The following is an 18,536-nucleotide window of genomic DNA, read 5'->3' as shown; positions in this document are numbered from 1 at the left end:
CCGAATTCAGGTATCTACCGGGTGCTCGACCGATTCCATCAGGAGTTCGACGTTCGCCGACTCTTCGGTGAGACGCTCCGGGAGAACGCCGAGCAACACGAGCAGATCGTCCTCGTGATCGAACGACGCGAGTGTCAGTTCCACGTCGAGCGGTTCGCCATCGAGTTCGGACTCCCCGACGAAGCTGTCGACGTTCCGGCTCTCACCGAGGATCTCGAGCGCGAACGACTCCTGATGCCGGATGTTGTCGACAGTGCCACGGTTGCTATCGACTCGGCCGAGGAACTCCTCGAGTAGTTCTTCGTTCGACATCTCGTCGAGCGGGTTGACCGACTGTCCGGCGACTTCCATTCCGGGGATCGAGACGGCGGTGAAGACGCTCCCCTCCCGCGTTTGGCCCATGTAATCGACCGACTTCGAATAGCTCGAGGTCCAGAGCGACGCTTCGAAGTCGCGCTCGATGCCGCCGATGCCCTCGGAGCGCTCCATCGTCCGCTGTTCGACCGCGCGTTCCTTATACCCGGTCTCCGCGACCCGCTCGTCGGTCGGAGCGACGCGGTCGGCGGCGAACTCGAGCGGTTCGTTCCCGAGGACGAATCCGAGACAGCCGGCGGTCAGCGCGAGCGTCCCGGTCGCACCCGCGGCGAGCAACGATCGTCGAGAGTGAATCATTATCCCATTAATTCGAGAAGAGTGGCATATTCCTTACGGCACTTTCAAATCTATAGACACTATTAGTGGACATTCGTGACAATACAATCATGTGAACCGAGACCAGCAAACACATCAAGAGTTATCGGGGTCGGCACCTCCCGTTTAGCCATGACCGAATTCGCAACTCGAGTCGAACAGGTGTCGATCAGCGGTATCCGCGAAGTGTTCGAGGCCGCGGACGAGGATGCGATCAACCTCGGGCTGGGCCAGCCGGACTTCCCGACGCCCGCCCACGCCCGCCGCGGGGCCATCGAGGCGATCGAGTCCGGGCGGTCCGACGCCTACACCTCGAACAAGGGTACGCCCCAGCTTCGGGAGGCGATCGCGGCCAAGTACGACCGCGACTACGGCCTCGAGATCGACTCCGAAGACGTGATCGCGACCGCCGGCGGCAGCGAAGCGCTGCACCTCGCGCTCGAGGCCCACGTCGATCCGGGCGAGGAGGTCATCTTCCCCGATCCCGGCTTCGTCTCCTACGACGCGTTGACCCACATCGCCAGCGGAACGCCGAAGCCGGTCGGGTTGCGAGACGATCTGACGCTCGACCCCGCGGCGGTCGAGGACGCCATTACGGAGGAGACGGCGGCGTTTATCGTCAACAGCCCCGCGAACCCGACCGGAGCCGTCCAAAGCAAAGCGGACATGCAGGAGTTCGCCCGCATCGCCGACGAACACGACGTACTCTGCCTCTCCGACGAGGTCTACGAACACATCGTCTTCGATGCCGAACACCACTCGCCGCTCGAGTTCGCCGAAACGGACAACGTCGTCGTCGTCAGCGCCTGCTCGAAGACCTACTCGATGACCGGCTGGCGGCTCGGCTGGGTCGTCGGCTCCAACCGCCGCATCGAACGCATGCTCCGGGTCCACCAGTACGGACAGGCTTGTGCCTCCGCACCCGCGCAGTACGCCGCCGAGGCCGCGCTGACTGGTCCTCAAGAGCCGGTCCGAGAGATGGTCGAAACGTTCGAGCAGCGCCGTGATCTCGTCCTCGATGGACTGACTGACGCCGGCCTCGAGGTGCCCACGCCCGAGGGAGCCTTCTACGCGATGCCGAAAGTACCCGAGGGCTGGTGTGACGAAGTACTCGAGCGCGGCGTCGTCGTCGTCCCCGGCGAGGCCTTCGGGTCGAACGGCGAGGGCTACGCCCGACTCTCGTACGCGACGGGGACGGAGGAACTGAAGGAGGCGCTCGAGATTATGGACGCCGCGACGACGGCGGTTCGATAGCGGTCCGGCGGATTCGTGCCGGTCGTCTCGCGAAGGCGTCGGGTGTACCGTTTTATCGTCCCGCTTCGTGGATACGAACGAGATGCGAGCTGTACGCCTTCACGAGCACGGTGATGCGGACGTACTGCAGGTCGAGGAGGTCGACCGACCCGAGCCCGCCACGGACGAACTCCTGATCGAGGTCGCGGCCGTGGGTGTCAATCCCGTCGATACCTACTTTCGGGACGGGTCGTACGCGCCGGTCGACGTGCCGTTCACGCCCGGCGTCGACTTCGCGGGCACCGTCGTGGAGACGGGTTCAACGGTCGAGAACTTCGAGGACGGTGACCGCGTCTACGGGACCGGGATCGGAAACGGTGGGTTTCAGGGGTCCTATGCCGAGTACGCGACGGTTCCGATCGATCGCGTCGTTCACCTCCCCGAGGGTGTCGACGTGACCGAAGCGGGTGCCGCGGGCGTCGCTGCCGTCACCGCCTGGCGCGCGTTGATCGACCACGCCGACGTGAGTCCCGCGGAATACTGTCTGGTCCACGGCGGGTCCGGCGGCGTCGGCCACGCGGCCGTCCAGATCGCGGCCGCCGTAAGCGCACGGGTTATCACGACCGCAGCAGACGAGTACCACGACGCGCTCGCCGCGTACGGGGCCGAGACCGTCCTCGATTACGGCCGCGACGACCTGGCCGACGCCGTCCGGGCGGCCGCCGACGGCGGCGTCGATGCGATCCTCGACCATCGGCTGGACGACTACCTGCAGTTCGACGCGGACGTCGCCACAACGGGCGCTCGCGTCGTCGGCATCGGCGAGAACAGTCCCGATCCGGGCTTTTCGAACGATGGCGCGGCCCGATCGAAGGACGTCTCCTACCAGTTCATGAGCATGTTCAACACGCCGGACCTCCGCGTGCCGCTCCGGGGCGTCGCTTACCTCATGGAGACCGGCGCGCTCTCGATCGAGGTGGCACGAACCTACGATCTCGAGGCGGCAGCCGACGCACAGCGGGCGGTCGTGAACGATAGCGTCCTCGGCAAGCTCGTCATCGAACCGTAGGACCATCGCAGGTGCGCCGCGAGCGTGGGAGTGGAGCCGAATCCCGGACGAGGTCAGGACAGGTCGGCGACCGCTTCCATCGTCGTTTCCTTGTCCTCCTCGGACATCCCGTTGACGAACCCGACACGAACGGCGTCGACGCCGTCGATCTCGCCGTAGTCCGCGACCCACTCGCGGACTTCGTCGGGCGTGCCCGCGGGGGCCAGTTCGTCGAGGACGTCCGCCGGCAGGGCTCGAGCCATCGCGTCGGTATCCCGTTCCTCCCAGGCGGCCCGGATATCGTCGACGACATCGGGATACCCCTGCTCGGCGACCGAGTTCCCGTAGTAGGGACCGTAGGCCCCGAGCAGGAATGCGACAGTGCTGCGGGCCTTCGACCGTGCTTCCTCGCGGTCCGCCGAGGCGATGCCGCGGACGATCGGGGCCACTCGCAGGTCCGAGAGGTCTTTGCCGCCGAGTTCGGCCCCGCGTTCCAGGTCCTCGAGCCGATTCCGAAGGCCGTCTTTCGTGAACAGTTGCGGGGCCCACCCGTCGCCGAAGCGGCCGGCCATCTCGGTGGCCTTGGGGCCGAGGGTCCCGACGTCGATCGGCGGCGGATTCTCGCTCGGCCCGCGCTCGTAGTCCAGACCGGGGATCTCGAAGATCTCGCCGTCGTAGGAGGGAGTGCCGTCCTCGAAGACCCCTCGCATGATCTCGATCACTTCCCGGGTCCGACGGAGCGGTCGATCGAACTCCTGGCCGTGCCAGCGCTCGGTGATCGCCGGCGAGCTCGGGCCGATCCCGAACCGGAAGCGGCCGTCGGCGGCCGCCTGCATCGTGAGCGCCGTCTGGGCGAGCATCGACGGCGTTCGCCCGTACGGCGAGATGACGTCGTTGGAGATGCCCAGTTCCTCGGTCCGGTCGGCGGCCAACGTCAGCGGCGGCACGATGTTCCAGCCGGTCGTCTCGCCGACCGTGATCCGGTCGAATCCGAGCGCTTCCGCCTGGACGGCGCGATCGGCGACACCCTGTGGCTCGTCGTAGTCGCCGAGTCGGACCAGGAGATCCAGTTCGGCGTTCATCGGCTCTTCCTCCGTCTCGGCACGCGAGTCGTGGATCGCGCTCTCATCACCATCCACCGCGTCACGCACTCACATAAAATTGTAGCGTTTCCGTCCAGTCGCACGCGCGACCGATCACAGACTGGCTCGTCGCCGGTCGTCGCAGCGCCGGCGAACCGCTCGAGGCGACCCACCGACCGTGTGCCTATCGTTCCGTGAGGACGGGGTCGCCGTCCGGGGTACGATATCGGGCGAGGGTCGACCGCTCGGCATCCCGCGGGTCCGCGTCTTTGTCGACGCCGTAAACGGTGTACGTACAGTGATCGCGCGTGAACTCGACGACGGCGTAGCCGTGCTGATGCCAGTCGACGTACTCGAGGTGGTCGTTTTGCCCCTTGGTCAACTCCGCGAGCGCGTCGTCGTCCCAGTCACTCGGGAAATCGACTACGTCGGCGGCGTTAACGCTTGTGATAGCGGGGGTCATCAGTTCGACGCCGATGCGGTCGTACGTCTGGAGCGGTTCGATCTCGCCGTAGCCTGCTTTGACGTAGCCGGCAAGCGATGCGTGGAGGTCGCCGGTCAGGACGACGAAGTTGCGCGGATCGACGTCCGCGACGTGTTGCATGAGTTCCCAGCGTTCGTACTGGAACCCATCCCACGAGTCGTGGAGCAGTTCGATCTGTGACCAGTTGTCGCCGACGGTCAGGGGCATCGTCAGCACCTCGTTGGCCCAGACCGACCAGACAGCGTCGGACTCACTGAGCCAGTCCTTGAAGTACTGTTTCTGTTCGCGGCCGAGCATCGTCCGCCCCTGTGCTTCCTCTTCCGTGCAGGTGATCCGGGCGTCGCCGCAAGGCGGCCCATCGCGGTACAGGCGTTCGTCGGTGACGGTCAGATCGACGAGGTCACCGAACTGGAGGTCCCGCCACAATCGGAGCTGGTCCTGCAATGCCGACTCGCTCGGATCGAACTCGACGCGGGCGGGAACGTACTCGACCCACGCCTGAATGCCGTCGGCCGTGATCTCCATCGCCCGCTCGGGCCGCTCGCCGCCGTCCATGTCCGGCAACACCGGCGCATCCGCTTCGTCGTCCCAGTATCGATTGTTGCCGATCTCGTGATCGTCCCAGCCGTGGATAACCGTGTGTTGCTCGAGTCCCTCCTGGAGGAATTCGTTCCCCTTGTAGGTCCGATAGAGCGTCCGGAAGTCGGCCAGGGACTCCGCCAGATCGCCGCCGCTGGGGAGGTCGATGTCGCGCCCGTCCTTGATGTCCGTCGTCGGCGAGGTGTAGGCACCGTCGGCGGACTCGTAGATGAAATCGCCGAGGTGGACGACGAAGTCGACGTCTTCGGCCGCGATGTGGCGGTAGGCTCCGTAGTATCCGTTCTGGTAGTCCTGACACGTCAGGACCGCGAACGACAGCGAGTCGGGGCTCGCGCCGGCCGCCGGCAGCGTCCGACAGCGACCGGTCCGGGTCGCGACGCCGTCGTAGACGAACCGATAGTAGTAGCGGCGATCCGACTCGAGCACGCCGTCGAGATCGACTTTGACCGTGTAATCGTGTGTACTCGAGAGTCGATCGGCAGGGACCGTTCCCTCGTAGACCGGATCCTCGAAACCGTCGTCGGTCGCGACCTGTACACCGACCGGCTCCCCGGAGACAACTGCGCCGGGGGCGATCCGTGTCCAGAGAAGAACGCCGCTCGAGGTCGGTCCGCCGCTGGCGACCGACTGCGGAAACGTCGTGTCGGGATCGGCTGCCCCGTCGACGGCGAAGACGCTCCGATCGGTCGCCGACGCCGCGGCGACCGGCTGGACGATATCACGCTGGGCGAGAATCGCCGCGAGGCCGCCAGCCACCGAGGTGGTGCCGATACTCTCGAGGAAGCCGCGTCGGTCCGTCCGGTGCCGTGTGCCATTTTGCTCTGGCATACGATTGAGCTGGCATGATTCAGTTAAATTCTATTATAATTTATCTATGTTAGAGACCGTGATTATAGCGTTAGCTACGGGGAATATATAGCCCTGGATTCACGAGAGCGCCTCGAGCGGGACCGCGTGCGAATCAATGGGAAACGTTGATACGATCCGTATCCAATGCTATCATATGACATTCGATTGCTCGTTTCTCGAGGGCCTCCCCCTCGCGGCTGACCGGATTTCCGTCGCGGACGAGCGACGGGAATCCCACGCGACCGACTACGGGACGGAGCGACTCGACGACGAGGGCGTACTCCCGAACGCCGTCGTCTGGCCGGCGTCTACGGCCGACGTGTCCGCGGTGTTGGCCGCCGCGACCGACCACGGCGTCCCGGTGACGCCCTACGCCGCGGGGACCGGGCTCGAGGGCAACGCCGTCCCCGCCCACGGCGGCATCAGCCTCGATCTCACGCGGATGGACGCGGTCGTCGACTACCGGCCCGCGGACCGCCAGATCGATGTCGGGCCGGGGATCATCGGGTCGGATGTCGACGAGTACGTCGCCGGGGACGGCCTCGTTTTCCCGCCGTTGCCCTCCTCGGGCGACATCTCGACGATCGGCGGGATGATCGCGACGGACGCCAGCGGAATGGGGACGGTCCGGTACGGCGAAGTCGCCGACTGGGTGCTCGGTCTCGAGGCAGTACTGGCCGACGGCACCGTCATCGAGACGGGCTCGCGGGCGATCAAGACCTCGAGCGGCTACAACCTGACCGATCTCATCGTCGGCAGCGAGGGCACGCTGGCGGTCGTCACCGAAGCGAGGCTTGAACTCGCCGGCCGACCCGACCAGGTTCGCGGCGGACGAGCCATCTTCGAAACCCTCGACGACGCTGTGGAGGCCGTCTTCGACGCGGTCCGGACCGATGTCGGCGTCGCCAAAATCGAACTCGTGGACGGACTGAGCGCGACGATGGCCACCGAGTATCTCGGGAGCGAGCTACCCGACGCGCCGATGGTCTTCCTCGAGTTCCACGCGAATCACGGCGTCGAGACGGAGATCGACCTCTGCCGGACGATCTTCGAGGATCATAATGTCGCTCGCTTCGAGATGAGCGACGACGACGCCGAGATGGCCGCCCTCTGGCAGGCCCGCCGGGAGATGGCCTACGCCGTCTCGGCGTACGACCCCGATCTCGAGCCGCTCCATCCCGGCGACGTAACGGTGCCGATCAGTTCCTACCCCGAAATCGTCCGCGAGACGAAGCGCCTCGCCGACGAGTACGACCTCCTCGTCCCCTGCTTCGGGCACGCGGGCGACGGCAACCTCCACTACAGCGTCCTCGTCGATCCGGACGACCCCGAGCAACGCACCCGCGGCGAGGACCTCTATCGGGAGATCGTCTCCCTCGCGATCGAACTCGGCGGGACTGCGACGGGTGAACACGGCATCGGCGAGGGAAAACAGCGCTACCTCGAGCCGGAGCACGGGGCCGGGGCCGTTGAGGCCATGCGGGCGGTTAAACGCGCACTGGACCCGACCGACACGCTCAATCCGGGGAAGATCTTCCCCGAAACGGCCGACGGCGAGCGGCTCACCGAGGCGGAGCGATGAGCGTGGCTGGCACGCTCGAGTCGTGCTCGAGCGGCGAACGGCTCGCTATCCACCCGTTCGGCCACCGATTTTTATACGTCTCGCACCGAATTACGGTCGATAATGAAACGCCGGGAGTTCCTATCGAGTGCCAGTCTAGCCGCCGGCATCGCCGTCGTCCCCGCGACCGGGTCGGCCGACGCGGGCGAGAGTGCCCTCACGGTCGAACTCATTCGTCACGAGTCGGTCCCCTCGACCGACGGTGCGATGAGTGCTATCGTCGACGGAGCGACCTTGTTCGCCGACACGTGGACGGACGCGACCGAGGGGACGGCGACGGTAACGACCGACGAGGTGTCGGTCGCGGACTTCGAGATTTCGGCGTCACACACCGCGACCCTCGATGCGATCGAAGACGCCGGGCTTCGACCCGACCGGACGCCCGACACGATCACGCTGTTCGTCATCGGGGACGGGAGGACGTCCGCAGGTGCGATGCGATCCTATGCGGGACACGACGGGGGACGTGACGACGACCCCGGTGCGTACGGCTACGTCAACACCGAAATCGCGTCCGGGCTCGGATTCGGCATCGGGACGCCCGAGGACTTGCGGCGGAACTTCGCCGCACACGAGTGTGGCCACGCGGTCATCGGCTGGGCCGACGTCCCACACTACCCGGCTGACGCGACCGCAGACGATCCCTCGCCGGTGGTGCGGGCACACAGCTGTGGTGCACAGGACCATCCCGATGCGAGCGGCTGGCTCACCCACCACGGGATCACCGTGATGGCGACGGGCTATTCGGCACGGGAAAGCCGAAACACACCGCGGAACCACCAGTTTGCGACCCAGCAGGGAGCGATCGACGACACCGCCGACCCGGTCGACGACTCGTGGTCCGTCCTCAACATGGATTACGTCGCCGCGTTCTCGGACACGTCTCGAGCCGTAATGAGCGAGCACTACCGCCAGTTCCTCGCGTAACCTGCGCGACCGGGACTCAGTCGTGGACGAGCACGTCGAGTACGTCCGGCCCTTCGCGAGCGAGTGCCGCCTCGAGCGTGTCCTCGATCTCGTCGGGCGTCTCGACCAGTTCGGCACGCGCACCGTGGCTCTCGGCGTTTTTCACCAGGTCGACCGCGGGATCGAAGTCCATCCCGACGAACTCGTAATCCGACTCCTCGCCGCCCATGATGTCCAGCGTGTTGTCCTTCAGGATCCGGTAGTTGCGATTGTCCGAGATGACGACCGTCAGGTCCAGCCCGTAGCGAGCGGCGCTATAGATCGAGTGAGGATAGTACTGGTAGGACCCGTCACCGATGAAGCCAACCACGTCGCGGGGCTCGTCGCGTTGTTCCTCGGCGACGGCGGCACCGACCGCCGCCGGTAACCCGTACCCCAGCCCGCCGCCCTTGTTCGAGATGTACTGCTCCGGCTCGAGCTCCCACCGCGTCAGCATGGCGTACTTCGAGGTGACACCCTCGTCGACGATCGCGGCGTCGCCCGCGACCCGCTCCATCGCGTCGACCAACTGGGCTTTCGAGGCCCGCGGGTCGTCCCCCTCGGCGTCGCCGGAACCGGCCATTCGGGACTCGACCAGCTCCGCCATCTCGGCGACGGCCTCGAGACGATCGGCAACGACATCCTCGGAGAGGATCGCTTGGACGCGCTCGGTAAGCCCCCGCATGACCAGCCCCGGGTCGCCGATCACGGCCGCGTCGGCGGGCTGGTTCTTCCCGACCTGCCAGCTATCGTCGCTCAGATGGATGCAAGTCGTGTCGGCATCGACCAGCGCCTCCTCGTGGCGGGTCAGCGTCGTGTTCGTCGAGACGCCGGCAAAGCAGATCGTATCGGTGTCCAGCAGCGCGGACGCGGCCCCCTCGCTGGTCGGCAGATACGAGACCCACTGCTCGTGGTCCGTCGGGAAGTCGACCTCACACGAGAGGATTTCGCCGTGGACGCGAGCCCCCGTCGCCTCCGCCAACTCGACCGCCGCGGCGACGGCGTCCGCCCCGGAGCGGGCGACGTGATCGCCGACGACCAGTACCGGCTCGTCGGCCTCGGCCAGCAGGTCGGCCGCGCGCTCGAGTTGGACGGGATCACCGCTGCCCGCGTTCGGAACCGGGCCCAGCCGGTCCGGCTTGGCGTCGGTTTCGGCGAGCATCACGTCCAGCGGGAGGCCGAGGAAGACCGGCCCGGTCGGCGGGGTCATCGCGACCCGGAACGCCCGCCGGAGCATCGTCGGCAGCGCCGACACGTCGAGTACCTCGTCGGACCACTTGCAGTACTCGCGGGCCATGTCCGCGAGCCGACCCGAGAGGATCGGCTCCTCGTGGCGGAAGTCGGTGCTGTGGTTACCCGCGGTCACGACCAGCGGTGCGCCGGTGATCTTGGCCGCATAGAGGTTGCCCAGCCCGTGGGCCAGCCCCGGCGCGATATGGAGGTTCGCCACGCCGACGGGGGTGATCGAGTCGTCGTGATGGGCGTGGTAGCGCCGGCGCTGGGCGTAACCGCCGGCCATGCCGACCGCGATGTCCTCGTGGAGTCCGAGGCGATACTCGAGGTCGCTGTCCCCGATCGCGTCCATGATCGGGAGTTCGGTCGTCCCCGGGTTGCCGAAGACGTAGTCGACGCCGTAGGCCGCCAGAGCGTCAGTGAAGAGGTCCGCACCGGTGTAACCATCCGTCATGCACCCTCGTGGCACGGCACACCACATCAAATTGTGTGTTTCGGAACCGTAGCGCCCGCCCCGGGTATTATCCGTCAGTTCGTTGTCGTCCCGGTATGACCCTCGCGAGAGACGGGACGGGGTCGGGCGCGGTCGCTCGAGCGTACTGGTCGCAGGTCCATCCCGTCTTCATGACGCCGCCGATCGCCGCGTCGCTGTTCGGCGCGATCCTCGCGGGGGGCATCGATCCGATTCTCGCGGCGATCCACGTCCTCGCGATGTTCGCGGCGGTCTACACGGCCCACGTCAAGGACGGCTACGTCGACTTCCACGTCCGCGGGGAGGACGACGACCACCCGCTGACCGAACGGGGCTGCCGGCTCGGGCTCGCGGCGTCGACGGCGACGTTCGCGGGCTGTTGTCTCCTGCTCGCGGCGCTGGTCGATGTCCTCGTGCTGGCGGTCGTCGTCCCGACGTGGCTGATCGCCTACCACCATGCACCCCAACTCGACACCAACCCCGTCACGGCGACGACCGGCTACCCGCTGGGCATCGCCCTCTCGGTACTCGGTGGGTTTTACGTGCAGGCGGGAACGATCACCGTCGTCCCGCTCGGGTTCGCCGTCGTCTTCCTCGCGCTGCTCTCCGGGGTCAAGGTGATCGACGACGCACAGGACTACGCCTACGACCGGTCGATCGAGAAGCGAACCGTTGCGGTGGCGGTCGGTCCCCGTCGTGCTTACGATATCGCGTACGGGTTGATGGTCGTCGCGTTGGCGGCCGTCGTCGTCTTCGCCGTCGCTCGCGTCTTCCCGCTGACGGCGCTGCTCGCTGCGCTGGCCTTCGCTGCAGTCGCCGCCGTCGCGCGGCGGGCCGACCCCGAACTCGCGACCATGCTACTCATTCGGGGGTCCTACGTCTTCCTCGCCGTCCTCGTGGCCGCCGTCCGGTTCGATCCGATCGGCCGTTTCGTCTGAGCGCTCGAGGGCGGAGAGCCCCGCACGGATCGACCGCCTTACAGGGGTTCCCGGTCCCCACAGCGAGGACAGTACATGCTCCCATCCTTGACGAACGTGTAGCTCCCCTCACAACGGCTGCACTGGCAGCCCAGCGAGCAGCCGACCTCGCGTGCAAGCCCGGCGACCGTGGTCCGAAGCAGGCGCTGCTGGTACTCGGCCCCCTCGAGTCGGTTCTCGAGGGCGGCCACCTGTGCCGCCATCGTTCGGTCGCGTCGGGACTCGGAAGCGTCCGTCTGACGAGGAGTCATGCGAGATGTAGGTCGCCACCGGACAAAAGCACGTCTCTACTCGTCAGCGGCCGCGATAGTCCGTGCCGTCCCGGATGTCGCTCGTCCGGGGAACCGTCCCATCGGGGTCGCTATTCCGCGTCGCCGCTTCGCGCGTGACGTCGTCGGCGGAGAGCATCTCATCCACCAGACCCCCATCATGAATCCGGGCATAAATCGTCCGCCTGACGACGGAACCGAGTGGGAATCGACGCCGAAGAACCTGTGACGGATGGTGAGGAGAGTCACCCGGATCTTCACGGAAACTAACGCACGCCCAGTCGTCACGACGCCGTCGAAACGATCTTGATCACGTCGCCCTCCTCGAGTTCGTACTCCTCGCCGATCTCACGGTTGGACTTCGCGTTGACCGCGTGCAGGTAGCCGTCGCCGATATCGGAGTGGACGCTGTATGCGAGATCGACCGGTGTCGAGCCCTCGGGTAGGAGGAAGGCGTCGGGCAAGACGTTGCCGCTGCCGTCGGACCACTTCGAGGCGTCCTCGACCGGGTAGGCGGTGAGGTGCTCGAGGAGGTCGTACACAGCGTGATCGAGGGCCGCCTGTACGCCGGTGCCACCCCACTCGGCCATGGTGTCCGCGAGGTCCGTCAGTGCCTCCCGCTGGGCGTCGCTGACGTCGTCGCCGATCTCGAGGGTCTCGTCGCCGGGATCGTATTCGACGAGGCCGTTGTCGGCGGCCCGGCGCAAGGCGAGTTCGCCCTCCGCGGTGGNCTCGAGGGTCTCGTCGCCGGGATCGTATTCGACGAGGCCGTTGTCGGCGGCCCGGCGCAAGGCGAGTTCGCCCTCCGCGGTGGTCGGGAGTACGGGCTTGTCCAGTTCGAGCAAGCGCTCGACGTTCTCCTCGGGGGCGACGTCGATCTTGTTCGCCGCGACGACGATCGGTTTAGTCCGCCGGCGAACGTCGCGTGCGAGCGCCTCGCGGTGTTCGTCCTCCCACTGGATTGGGTCGTCGGGATAGTCGAGATCCCGAAGGGTCATCGCGATCTGTTTCGGCGACGCGCCAAAGCCCGAGAGCATATCCGCCAGCGCGTCGTCGATGTCGAAATCGGGCGAGCGGGACTTGCGCTCGACCGACTCCCAGTTACGGTCGACGATGCCGGCCAGCCAGAGGTCCATCTCCTCCTCGATGAAGTCGATGTCCGCGAGCGGGTCGTGGTCGCCGATGTCGACGGGTTCGCCCTTCTCGTTGGTGCCACCGGAGGCGTCGACGACGTTGACGATCACGTCCGCGTTGGTGAGTTCGTCGAGGAACTGGTTGCCCAGGCCCTTCCCCTCGTGAGCGCCGGGTACCAGCCCCGCCACGTCCAGCAGTTCGATCGGGACGTAGCGCTTGCCGTCCTCGCAGTTCTCGGCGTTACAGCGCTCCTCGCGCTCGAGGCAGGGACACTCGGTCCGGACGTAGCTCACCCCGCGGTTGGCGTCGATCGTCGTGAACGGATAGTTGGCGACGTCGACCTCCGCCATCGTCGCCGCGGTGTAGAACGTGGACTTGCCGGCGTTCGGTTTCCCGGCAAGTGCGATCGAAAGCATGCTCTGGCGTAGCGCCGTCGACAGGAATTGTCTTTCGATTCGACCGGTGCCGGCCGTCGCGAGCGAGGGGGAAGACCTGAGACTGGCGAGAGCGCTCCCTGAACTCCGACGAGTTGAACCGAGGGAAACTACAGTTCGACGGCCATCATCACCTCGTCGACGTAATGGCCGTTGAGTTTGTAGTGATCTTCCCGAACCGCCTCGGTCTCCCAGTCGTGTTCCTCGAGAAATGCGATCGCTTCCTCGTTGATCGACGGGACGCTCTGGTAGACCTTCTCGTAGCCGTTGGAGCCGGCCCACTCGAGGCCCCGCGAGAGGAGGTGCGAGCCGACGCCGTGGCCGCGGTAGTCCTCCAGAACCCCGACGGTGAGTTCGGCGGTGTGGCTCAGCTTCTCTATCTCCGGGGCGTGGAGGTGCACCCAGCCGATGACATCGTCCTCGACCGTGGCGACGAAGAACATCCGCGACTGGAGTTCGTTGTGTCGGAGCAGCGCCTCCTCGTGGTCGATCTCGTCGGCGACGGTCTCGGCTTCGATGTAGGTCTTCTCCTCGGCGACCCGTCTGATCGCCCCGACGATCCCCGTCAGGTCCTCCTGTCGGGCCGGCCGAATGTGGAACTCGAGGTCCGCGGAGACGTACTCCTCTTCGGCACCCGCGTCGATGGTTACCCTGAGCGTCCCGTCTTCCGCCTCGATTCGGCCGTCCCGCTTGAGGATCGCGACGTGATGGCGGAATCCGCTCGGGTCGAGCCCGAGTCGCGCTCGTGTTTCCTCGGGGTCGACCGCGCCGTGTCGTTCGACGTACTCGTAAATCGCTTTGCGGTCCGCATGACCGAACTCGAGTGTACTGTTCGATGCCATGTCACGCGCTACCACTCGTCAATACTTAATGCTTGGCCGAGCGACACCGCGGGCCGTGCTCCGCGAAGCGGATGGGAGTCACAACCGACGGAACGCAGTCCCGATCGAAAGCGGCGCTTTTGATGGCCCTGGCTTAAGACGACAACTGGTACAGGCGGGGCGACTTCTCCCAGCAGGGCATCCACTCGATGCGTGAGATGAGCGGTGTCCCGGTCGCCGGGAGGTCCGGCCATCTCGCGTCTCCAATGATCGAATCGAACGTGGTGGTCGCTGGCTGTGCGCTCGTCCTGGCGGTAGCAGTCGGACTGGTGGCCCACGAGTGGACACACGCAGTGGGTCTGCGACTCGCGCGCGTCGAGTACTCCGTCTCCTATTTCCCCGGGCGGGCCGACGGGCTCGTCGCGCTCCTGACGACCCACCCCTGGGCTGCCGTCACTCCTCGTCCGACCGGCAGCGAACCCCCGTGGACGCTTCGGCTCGCGGCGCTGGCCCCGTTCTTCCTCGCGATCCCCGTCTTCGGACTGGCCGCTGCGGGGTACGTGACGACTGAGACACCGGTCCTCGCTGCGGCGGCGATCGGTTGGCTCGCCTGTGCGCTCCCGAGCCCGCAGGACTTTTCGGTCGCCGTGTACGCCCATCGGCTCCTCGAGCAGTCTCCTGATCCGACCACGGGAGTCACGTCCCGCGCCGACTGACGGTCGTCGTCCGACTTCCGTGTTCGAGCGTTACGATCGACCGTCTCGCAGCGGTCGTGGGGAGACTACCGGGGAAAGACACCGGTTGACCACGCGTGGGCGACCGTGACGGCGGTCACTGCAGCGAGTACGATCCCCGCGCCGGCGAGGCCGGCGACCGGAACGATCCCCGCCCAGATTCCACAGACCAGCAGCGCACAGAGGCCGACCGTCGCCGCGTATCGCTGTGGCCACCGGCCGGGCGAACCCGTCTTTTGAGGGGGCTCGAGATACGACTCCAACTGTGAGAGACGCGGGGTCGCTTCGACCCGTCCCCGATCCTTGTCGTAGTCGACGATTCCGTGGTTGTCGAGTTTCGGCAAATGCGACTGGTACAATGAGATGTACACCCGCTGGCGTTCGTCGGAACTCAGGTTCTCGACCGCCGTATCCTGCTCCCAGGCGGCGACCTGTTCGGCGAGTTCGCGCAACCGAACCGGCCCGTCCACCCCGCGGAGGTATCGGAGGACGTCCCGACGGCGTTTCGTCTGGAGGAGGTGGTAGACGTCGTCCAACGATAAGTCCGACGGGGTCCCCTGCTCGACCGCTCGAGCGGCCTCGTCGATGGCTCCCGTTGGGCTTCGTCCGATCACTTCTTTCTCGAGAGCGTGTATTTCAGCTTAACAGATAAAGCTACGGACCTGTATCCGAGTTGAGAGGGTGTCGCTCGAGTCGAAGGGGACCGGGTCGCGGGACGACCCAGTAGCAGTCCGGTAGTGTCGCAGTCACACAGCCACGAGTGACTGCGAATCCGGACGTGAGAACGGGTGCTCCACCGGCGTTTACGGCACGCTCGGTGCGCCGATCGGTCGGCATCACGCCGACATGTATCTGGCCCTATGTTCAGTGATAAGGCCACCTATTGGCCTAAATACGGCCACTTTGGCGGATGGATGTTGAATACACATCTAAAATAGCGAGAGAATGGGTCGAACGTTCACTAACGGAAGTGGGTTCCTGGCGGGTCCCAAGACACCGCGAGTCTGCTACCGCATCTCAGAGGTCGATTTCCATCGGTGCGCTTCGATCGGACAGTTCCGCACTGACGAGGGCAGCGTGACTCCGGCGCAGTCGCTCCGACAGCGCCTGATGAGAGATGTCTAGTTCCGCCGCCAACTCCTTGAGGGTCACTCCCCGCGGCACGTCGAAATATCCGAGTTCGTGGGCTTTGCAAATCGTCTCGTACTGCGTTTCCGTCAGGGGCGTCTGTGCACTCGCGAGGTCGTCGATACCACTGATCCGGGTGACATCGGCTCCGAACTCGTACTGCTCAAGGAGGTCGTGACACGCCGATACCGATTCCCGGTCGTGAAAGAGCAGTTTCACCATCCATCGCCCCTCCCGACCCTGGGCCGTCAGGATCGCGCCGTCGTTTTCCGTGACGATTTGCTCGAACAGTTTCACGCCGTCCCCGAACTCGAGTCGGAACAGCCACCGATCGTTCGGGCCGGCATCGGTCGTGGCCGTCCCGCCGTCGTCGGCAACGCTTGCGATCACGTCGACCGACGGGTCCGCCTCGAGCGCTCGCCGAACGGTCTCGCGATCCCCGCCGTTCGCCCAGACGAGCGGTGGGGAGCCACCGATCATGCCGCCGATCTGGAATTCGAACGCCGACACGCGATCGAACGTGCGGGCGAGTCCGAGTCGATCAGCCGAAATCCCGAGTTCGACGACTGTGGTCATCACCGGACTCAACCACAGAGACGTATAGACGGGTTTGGTTACCGGTAGCCCTTCCCGCAACCCAATTCCAGTGACTGTCACTTCTGCCCAATGGTCGGGACTGATAATCTATCGCCAGATATGTGGCTTTCAGACACTCTACTGAGAAATCACAAAACCGTCTCTTCTCATCCTATCAAAAACTGTCGGCAAGAGATACTTTCCCGGACGGGCAAGCAAACGGCGATAGTGAACGGCAATCGCCGCACGTCGGCGTTCTCACCCCTTGCAACGTTTGGACACGTACAAGTGAGACCGGATACTTTTCCGATAGGCCACACATCGGAAACTGGCCGCTAGGGAATGCACGGCGCTCGCCACCGCTTGCCGTTTTGCCGCTGGGTATCAGCCGCCCGATAGCGTCAGTACCGACGCGTCTGACTCGATATCACCGTCACACGAAACACTTGTCGACCGTCAGTCGAAGCGGTCGCCCGCGTCGTCGACCGGGAACGGCGAACCGCTCGGAGTGCCCAACGCCGATGCGGTAGACACGAAAGGGTTCGGTTGGACCGTGATCGACGGCCGCTCGGCCGCGTTAGCGCCGGAGTCGGGCGACGTGTTCACCGTCCGCGTCGCGCTCGAGGTCGACCAGTCCGTCCGACTCGAGGTCGGTCAGAAGCTCCGTAAGCCAGTCACGGCCGTACTCGCCGCCGGGAACGTAGTCGACGCGGATACGGTGACCGAGCGCGTCGAGTTCGAGTTCGTCGTACTCCCGAAGGGTGCCGATCACGCGGCCACGGAACTGCCGGCGACTCCCCTCGAAACTCGGCTGTGTGGGTACGTCGGGGGCGGTAAAGTCGCCGGTCTGGTAGGCGTGACACCACTCGCGCCAGGGGCAACCGGCCTCGTCACAACGGGGCGTCTGCTCGCAGGCGACGCCGCCCAGTTCCATGATCGCGTTGTTCCAGACCCGCGACCGGCCCTCGGGCATGAGGTCGTTCGCGGCGTCCTCGAAGGTCGCATCGTCGTCGGGAACATCGAACGTCCGGTAGAGCACTCGTTTGACGTTCGTATCCACGACGGCATCGCCGTCGTTGAACGCGAAGCTCGCCACCGCGTTGGCCGTGTACGGGCCGACCCCCATCAGTTCCTGTAGTTCCGCGGGAGTCTCGGGGAAGTCGCCGCCGTACTCGTCTTCGACCTGTTGGGCGGCCTCGTGGAGGTACTTCGCCCGATTGTTGTACCCCAGGCTGTGATCCGTCCAGAACCCCACGACGGCGGCGCGGTCGGCGTCGGCGAGGTCGGCGGTGGTCGGCCAGTGCTCGAGGAACGCTTCCCAGGCCGGAACGACGCGGCCCAGTTGGGTCTGCTGGCTCATCACCTCGCTGACGAGGATCTCGTAGGGATCGTCGGTCCGTCGCCACGGGAAATCGCGGTGGTCGGCCTCGTACCACTCTATCAGGGCCTCGCGAACGGCCCCCGGGTCGTCGGGCAGGGTCCACTCGTCGGCCGGTGCCTCGGCATCACTCATCGGTCCCGCTAGCGACTGGGACGCCTTACTGGTAGCGGTCCCGCGCCGGTCGGCATCCCCGACGCGACGACCACGAAAAGCCTATCCGATCCGCTCGAGTCCCATCCCGTATGAGCCTCGACGATCTCACGGCAGACGTCTCGGACTCGTATACCGACATCGGTGCCGACCTCACCGTCTCGCTCGACCGTGAAACGCGCAACGAACTCGCCCTGCTCGAGACCGCCCTCGAGCCCGAGGAGACGGACGAACTCGTCCGGCGGGCCATCCACATGCTCTTTCAGTCGACCGTCGACACCGGGAAACTCGACTTTCAGCTCCGGTCGGCCTACGACGTGACCTACGACGAGTACCTCTCGGGGATGACCTTCGAGGAGATGACCGGCGCGGACCAGTATCCGTCGATGGACGACGAGCGCCGCTACCAGTTCTAACAAGTAGTTAGTGCATAATTCTTTATTCGGGATTAGGCACGAAACTGATACGCCTGATCCGATAAGTGCGTCACCCAATATTTTGCTCTGCCTTCTGACTCCGCTCGGTCGCCCATGAAAAATCGTCTCCTCGATCGTGACCGCGACCATCGTTATTATTGATCTCTGGTATGAGTTTACCCCGAAGTCTCGACAGCCGGCACAGCGTGATCCCGTGAGAGCATCTCATTGTTGTTGACGACTCGACGAAGTTCTTCGT

General features: G+C 65.4%; 18 protein-coding genes. 7 read left to right on the top strand and 11 right to left on the bottom strand.

Going from position 1 to position 18,536, the window contains the following annotated elements:
- Positions 1-6 precede the first annotated feature (6 nt).
- Entirely contained in the window at positions 7-672 is a 666-nt protein-coding gene (locus tag C487_RS05045) for a DUF6517 family protein (RefSeq protein WP_006184609.1), read from the bottom strand.
- 150 nt (positions 673-822) lie between these two features.
- On the opposite strand from C487_RS05045, the gene C487_RS05040 reads away from it, so the two are divergent.
- Positions 823-1,944 carry a pyridoxal phosphate-dependent aminotransferase gene (locus tag C487_RS05040; protein ID WP_006184608.1) on the top strand — a complete coding sequence of 374 codons (1,122 nt, stop codon included), beginning with the start codon at positions 823-825 and terminating at the stop codon, positions 1,942-1,944.
- A gap of 82 nt (positions 1,945-2,026) precedes the next feature.
- On the top strand, positions 2,027-2,992 hold the full coding sequence (locus tag C487_RS05035) for an NADPH:quinone reductase (protein ID WP_049907950.1): 966 nt from the start codon (positions 2,027-2,029) through the stop codon (positions 2,990-2,992).
- A gap of 53 nt (positions 2,993-3,045) precedes the next feature.
- Here C487_RS05035 and C487_RS05030 read toward each other — a convergent pair whose 3' ends face one another.
- Positions 3,046-4,053 carry a TIGR04024 family LLM class F420-dependent oxidoreductase gene (locus tag C487_RS05030; protein ID WP_049907949.1) on the bottom strand — a complete coding sequence of 336 codons (1,008 nt, stop codon included), beginning with the start codon at positions 4,051-4,053 and terminating at the stop codon, positions 3,046-3,048.
- A gap of 184 nt (positions 4,054-4,237) precedes the next feature.
- Positions 4,238-5,965: an alkaline phosphatase D family protein gene (locus C487_RS05025; protein ID WP_006184605.1), complete on the bottom strand. Its 1,728-nt coding sequence runs from the start codon at positions 5,963-5,965 to the stop codon at positions 4,238-4,240.
- Positions 5,966-6,140: 175 nt separating this feature from the next.
- Here C487_RS05025 and C487_RS05020 point away from each other — a divergent pair, with 175 nt between their 5' ends.
- Together C487_RS05020 and C487_RS05015 are read left to right on the top strand one after the other, a co-directional pair.
- A complete protein-coding gene (locus C487_RS05020; RefSeq protein WP_006184604.1) occupies positions 6,141-7,568 on the top strand; it encodes an FAD-binding oxidoreductase in 1,428 nt (475 codons plus the stop codon).
- A gap of 102 nt (positions 7,569-7,670) precedes the next feature.
- A complete protein-coding gene (locus C487_RS05015; protein WP_006184603.1) occupies positions 7,671-8,534 on the top strand; it encodes a hypothetical protein in 864 nt (287 codons plus the stop codon).
- A 16-nt stretch (positions 8,535-8,550) separates the two neighbouring features.
- Here C487_RS05015 and C487_RS05010 read toward each other — a convergent pair whose 3' ends face one another.
- Positions 8,551-10,239 carry a thiamine pyrophosphate-binding protein gene (locus C487_RS05010; RefSeq protein ID WP_006184602.1) on the bottom strand — a complete coding sequence of 563 codons (1,689 nt, stop codon included), beginning with the start codon at positions 10,237-10,239 and terminating at the stop codon, positions 8,551-8,553.
- A gap of 95 nt (positions 10,240-10,334) precedes the next feature.
- Here C487_RS05010 and C487_RS05005 point away from each other — a divergent pair, with 95 nt between their 5' ends.
- Positions 10,335-11,195 carry a UbiA family prenyltransferase gene (locus tag C487_RS05005; RefSeq protein WP_006184601.1) on the top strand — a complete coding sequence of 287 codons (861 nt, stop codon included), beginning with the start codon at positions 10,335-10,337 and terminating at the stop codon, positions 11,193-11,195.
- Positions 11,196-11,233: 38 nt separating this feature from the next.
- On the opposite strand, the gene C487_RS05000 is transcribed toward C487_RS05005, so the two are convergent.
- The 4 genes from C487_RS05000 to C487_RS04990 form a co-directional block, all read right to left on the bottom strand.
- Positions 11,234-11,437, bottom strand: coding sequence for a hypothetical protein (locus C487_RS05000; protein ID WP_006184600.1), 204 nt, complete (start codon positions 11,435-11,437; stop codon positions 11,234-11,236).
- Positions 11,438-11,528: 91 nt separating this feature from the next.
- Positions 11,529-11,651, bottom strand: a complete 123-nt coding sequence (locus tag C487_RS21665; protein ID WP_269150341.1) for a hypothetical protein — start codon at positions 11,649-11,651, stop codon at positions 11,529-11,531.
- Positions 11,652-11,787: 136 nt separating this feature from the next.
- Positions 11,788-13,053 carry a redox-regulated ATPase YchF gene (locus C487_RS04995; RefSeq protein WP_006184599.1) on the bottom strand — a complete coding sequence of 422 codons (1,266 nt, stop codon included), beginning with the start codon at positions 13,051-13,053 and terminating at the stop codon, positions 11,788-11,790.
- Positions 13,054-13,181: 128 nt separating this feature from the next.
- A complete protein-coding gene (locus C487_RS04990; protein WP_006184598.1) occupies positions 13,182-13,913 on the bottom strand; it encodes a GNAT family N-acetyltransferase in 732 nt (243 codons plus the stop codon).
- Between the two features lie 245 nt (positions 13,914-14,158).
- Between C487_RS04990 and C487_RS04985 the strand changes: the two genes are divergently transcribed.
- Positions 14,159-14,608, top strand: a complete 450-nt coding sequence (locus C487_RS04985) for a hypothetical protein (RefSeq protein ID WP_006184597.1) — start codon at positions 14,159-14,161, stop codon at positions 14,606-14,608.
- A gap of 65 nt (positions 14,609-14,673) precedes the next feature.
- On the opposite strand, the gene C487_RS04980 is transcribed toward C487_RS04985, so the two are convergent.
- From C487_RS04980 to C487_RS04970, 3 genes are all read right to left on the bottom strand, one after another.
- Positions 14,674-15,240 (bottom strand): DUF7344 domain-containing protein, encoded by a 567-nt coding sequence (locus C487_RS04980; protein WP_006184596.1) that lies wholly within the window; start codon positions 15,238-15,240, stop codon positions 14,674-14,676.
- Positions 15,241-15,643: 403 nt separating this feature from the next.
- Positions 15,644-16,330 (bottom strand): helix-turn-helix domain-containing protein, encoded by a 687-nt coding sequence (locus C487_RS04975; RefSeq protein WP_006184595.1) that lies wholly within the window; start codon positions 16,328-16,330, stop codon positions 15,644-15,646.
- Between the two features lie 577 nt (positions 16,331-16,907).
- Positions 16,908-17,843, bottom strand: a complete 936-nt coding sequence (locus tag C487_RS04970) for an HhH-GPD family protein (RefSeq protein WP_006184594.1) — start codon at positions 17,841-17,843, stop codon at positions 16,908-16,910.
- A 110-nt stretch (positions 17,844-17,953) separates the two neighbouring features.
- Between C487_RS04970 and C487_RS04965 the strand changes: the two genes are divergently transcribed.
- The gene (locus tag C487_RS04965; RefSeq protein ID WP_006184593.1) at positions 17,954-18,277 is read left to right on the top strand and encodes a hypothetical protein; all 324 of its coding nucleotides are present in this window, start codon (positions 17,954-17,956) and stop codon (positions 18,275-18,277) included.
- The last annotated feature ends 259 nt before the right edge of the window (positions 18,278-18,536 follow it).

The sequence above is a fragment of the Natrinema pallidum DSM 3751 genome (genome assembly GCF_000337615.1).
Taxonomy (GTDB): Archaea; Halobacteriota; Halobacteria; order Halobacteriales; family Natrialbaceae; genus Natrinema; species Natrinema pallidum.
This window is presented reverse-complemented; position numbering and strand designations above follow the sequence as displayed.

Bases quoted from the DNA above. Each gene is read 5' to 3' on its own strand.
- C487_RS05045 (WP_006184609.1), bottom strand. From the start codon at position 672: ATGATTCACTCTCGACGATCGTTGCTCGCCGCGGGTGCGACCGGGACG.
- C487_RS05040 (WP_006184608.1), top strand. From the start codon at position 823: ATGACCGAATTCGCAACTCGAGTCGAACAGGTGTCGATCAGCGGTATC.
- C487_RS05035 (WP_049907950.1), top strand. From the start codon at position 2,027: ATGCGAGCTGTACGCCTTCACGAGCACGGTGATGCGGACGTACTGCAG.
- C487_RS05030 (WP_049907949.1), bottom strand. From the start codon at position 4,053: ATGAACGCCGAACTGGATCTCCTGGTCCGACTCGGCGACTACGACGAG.
- C487_RS05025 (WP_006184605.1), bottom strand. From the start codon at position 5,965: ATGCCAGAGCAAAATGGCACACGGCACCGGACGGACCGACGCGGCTTC.
- C487_RS05020 (WP_006184604.1), top strand. From the start codon at position 6,141: ATGACATTCGATTGCTCGTTTCTCGAGGGCCTCCCCCTCGCGGCTGAC.
- C487_RS05015 (WP_006184603.1), top strand. From the start codon at position 7,671: ATGAAACGCCGGGAGTTCCTATCGAGTGCCAGTCTAGCCGCCGGCATC.
- C487_RS05010 (WP_006184602.1), bottom strand. From the start codon at position 10,239: ATGACGGATGGTTACACCGGTGCGGACCTCTTCACTGACGCTCTGGCG.
- C487_RS05005 (WP_006184601.1), top strand. From the start codon at position 10,335: ATGACCCTCGCGAGAGACGGGACGGGGTCGGGCGCGGTCGCTCGAGCG.
- C487_RS05000 (WP_006184600.1), bottom strand. From the start codon at position 11,437: ATGGCGGCACAGGTGGCCGCCCTCGAGAACCGACTCGAGGGGGCCGAG.
- C487_RS04990 (WP_006184598.1), bottom strand. From the start codon at position 13,913: ATGGCATCGAACAGTACACTCGAGTTCGGTCATGCGGACCGCAAAGCG.
- C487_RS04985 (WP_006184597.1), top strand. From the start codon at position 14,159: ATGATCGAATCGAACGTGGTGGTCGCTGGCTGTGCGCTCGTCCTGGCG.
- C487_RS04975 (WP_006184595.1), bottom strand. From the start codon at position 16,330: ATGACCACAGTCGTCGAACTCGGGATTTCGGCTGATCGACTCGGACTC.
- C487_RS04970 (WP_006184594.1), bottom strand. From the start codon at position 17,843: ATGAGTGATGCCGAGGCACCGGCCGACGAGTGGACCCTGCCCGACGAC.
- C487_RS04965 (WP_006184593.1), top strand. From the start codon at position 17,954: ATGAGCCTCGACGATCTCACGGCAGACGTCTCGGACTCGTATACCGAC.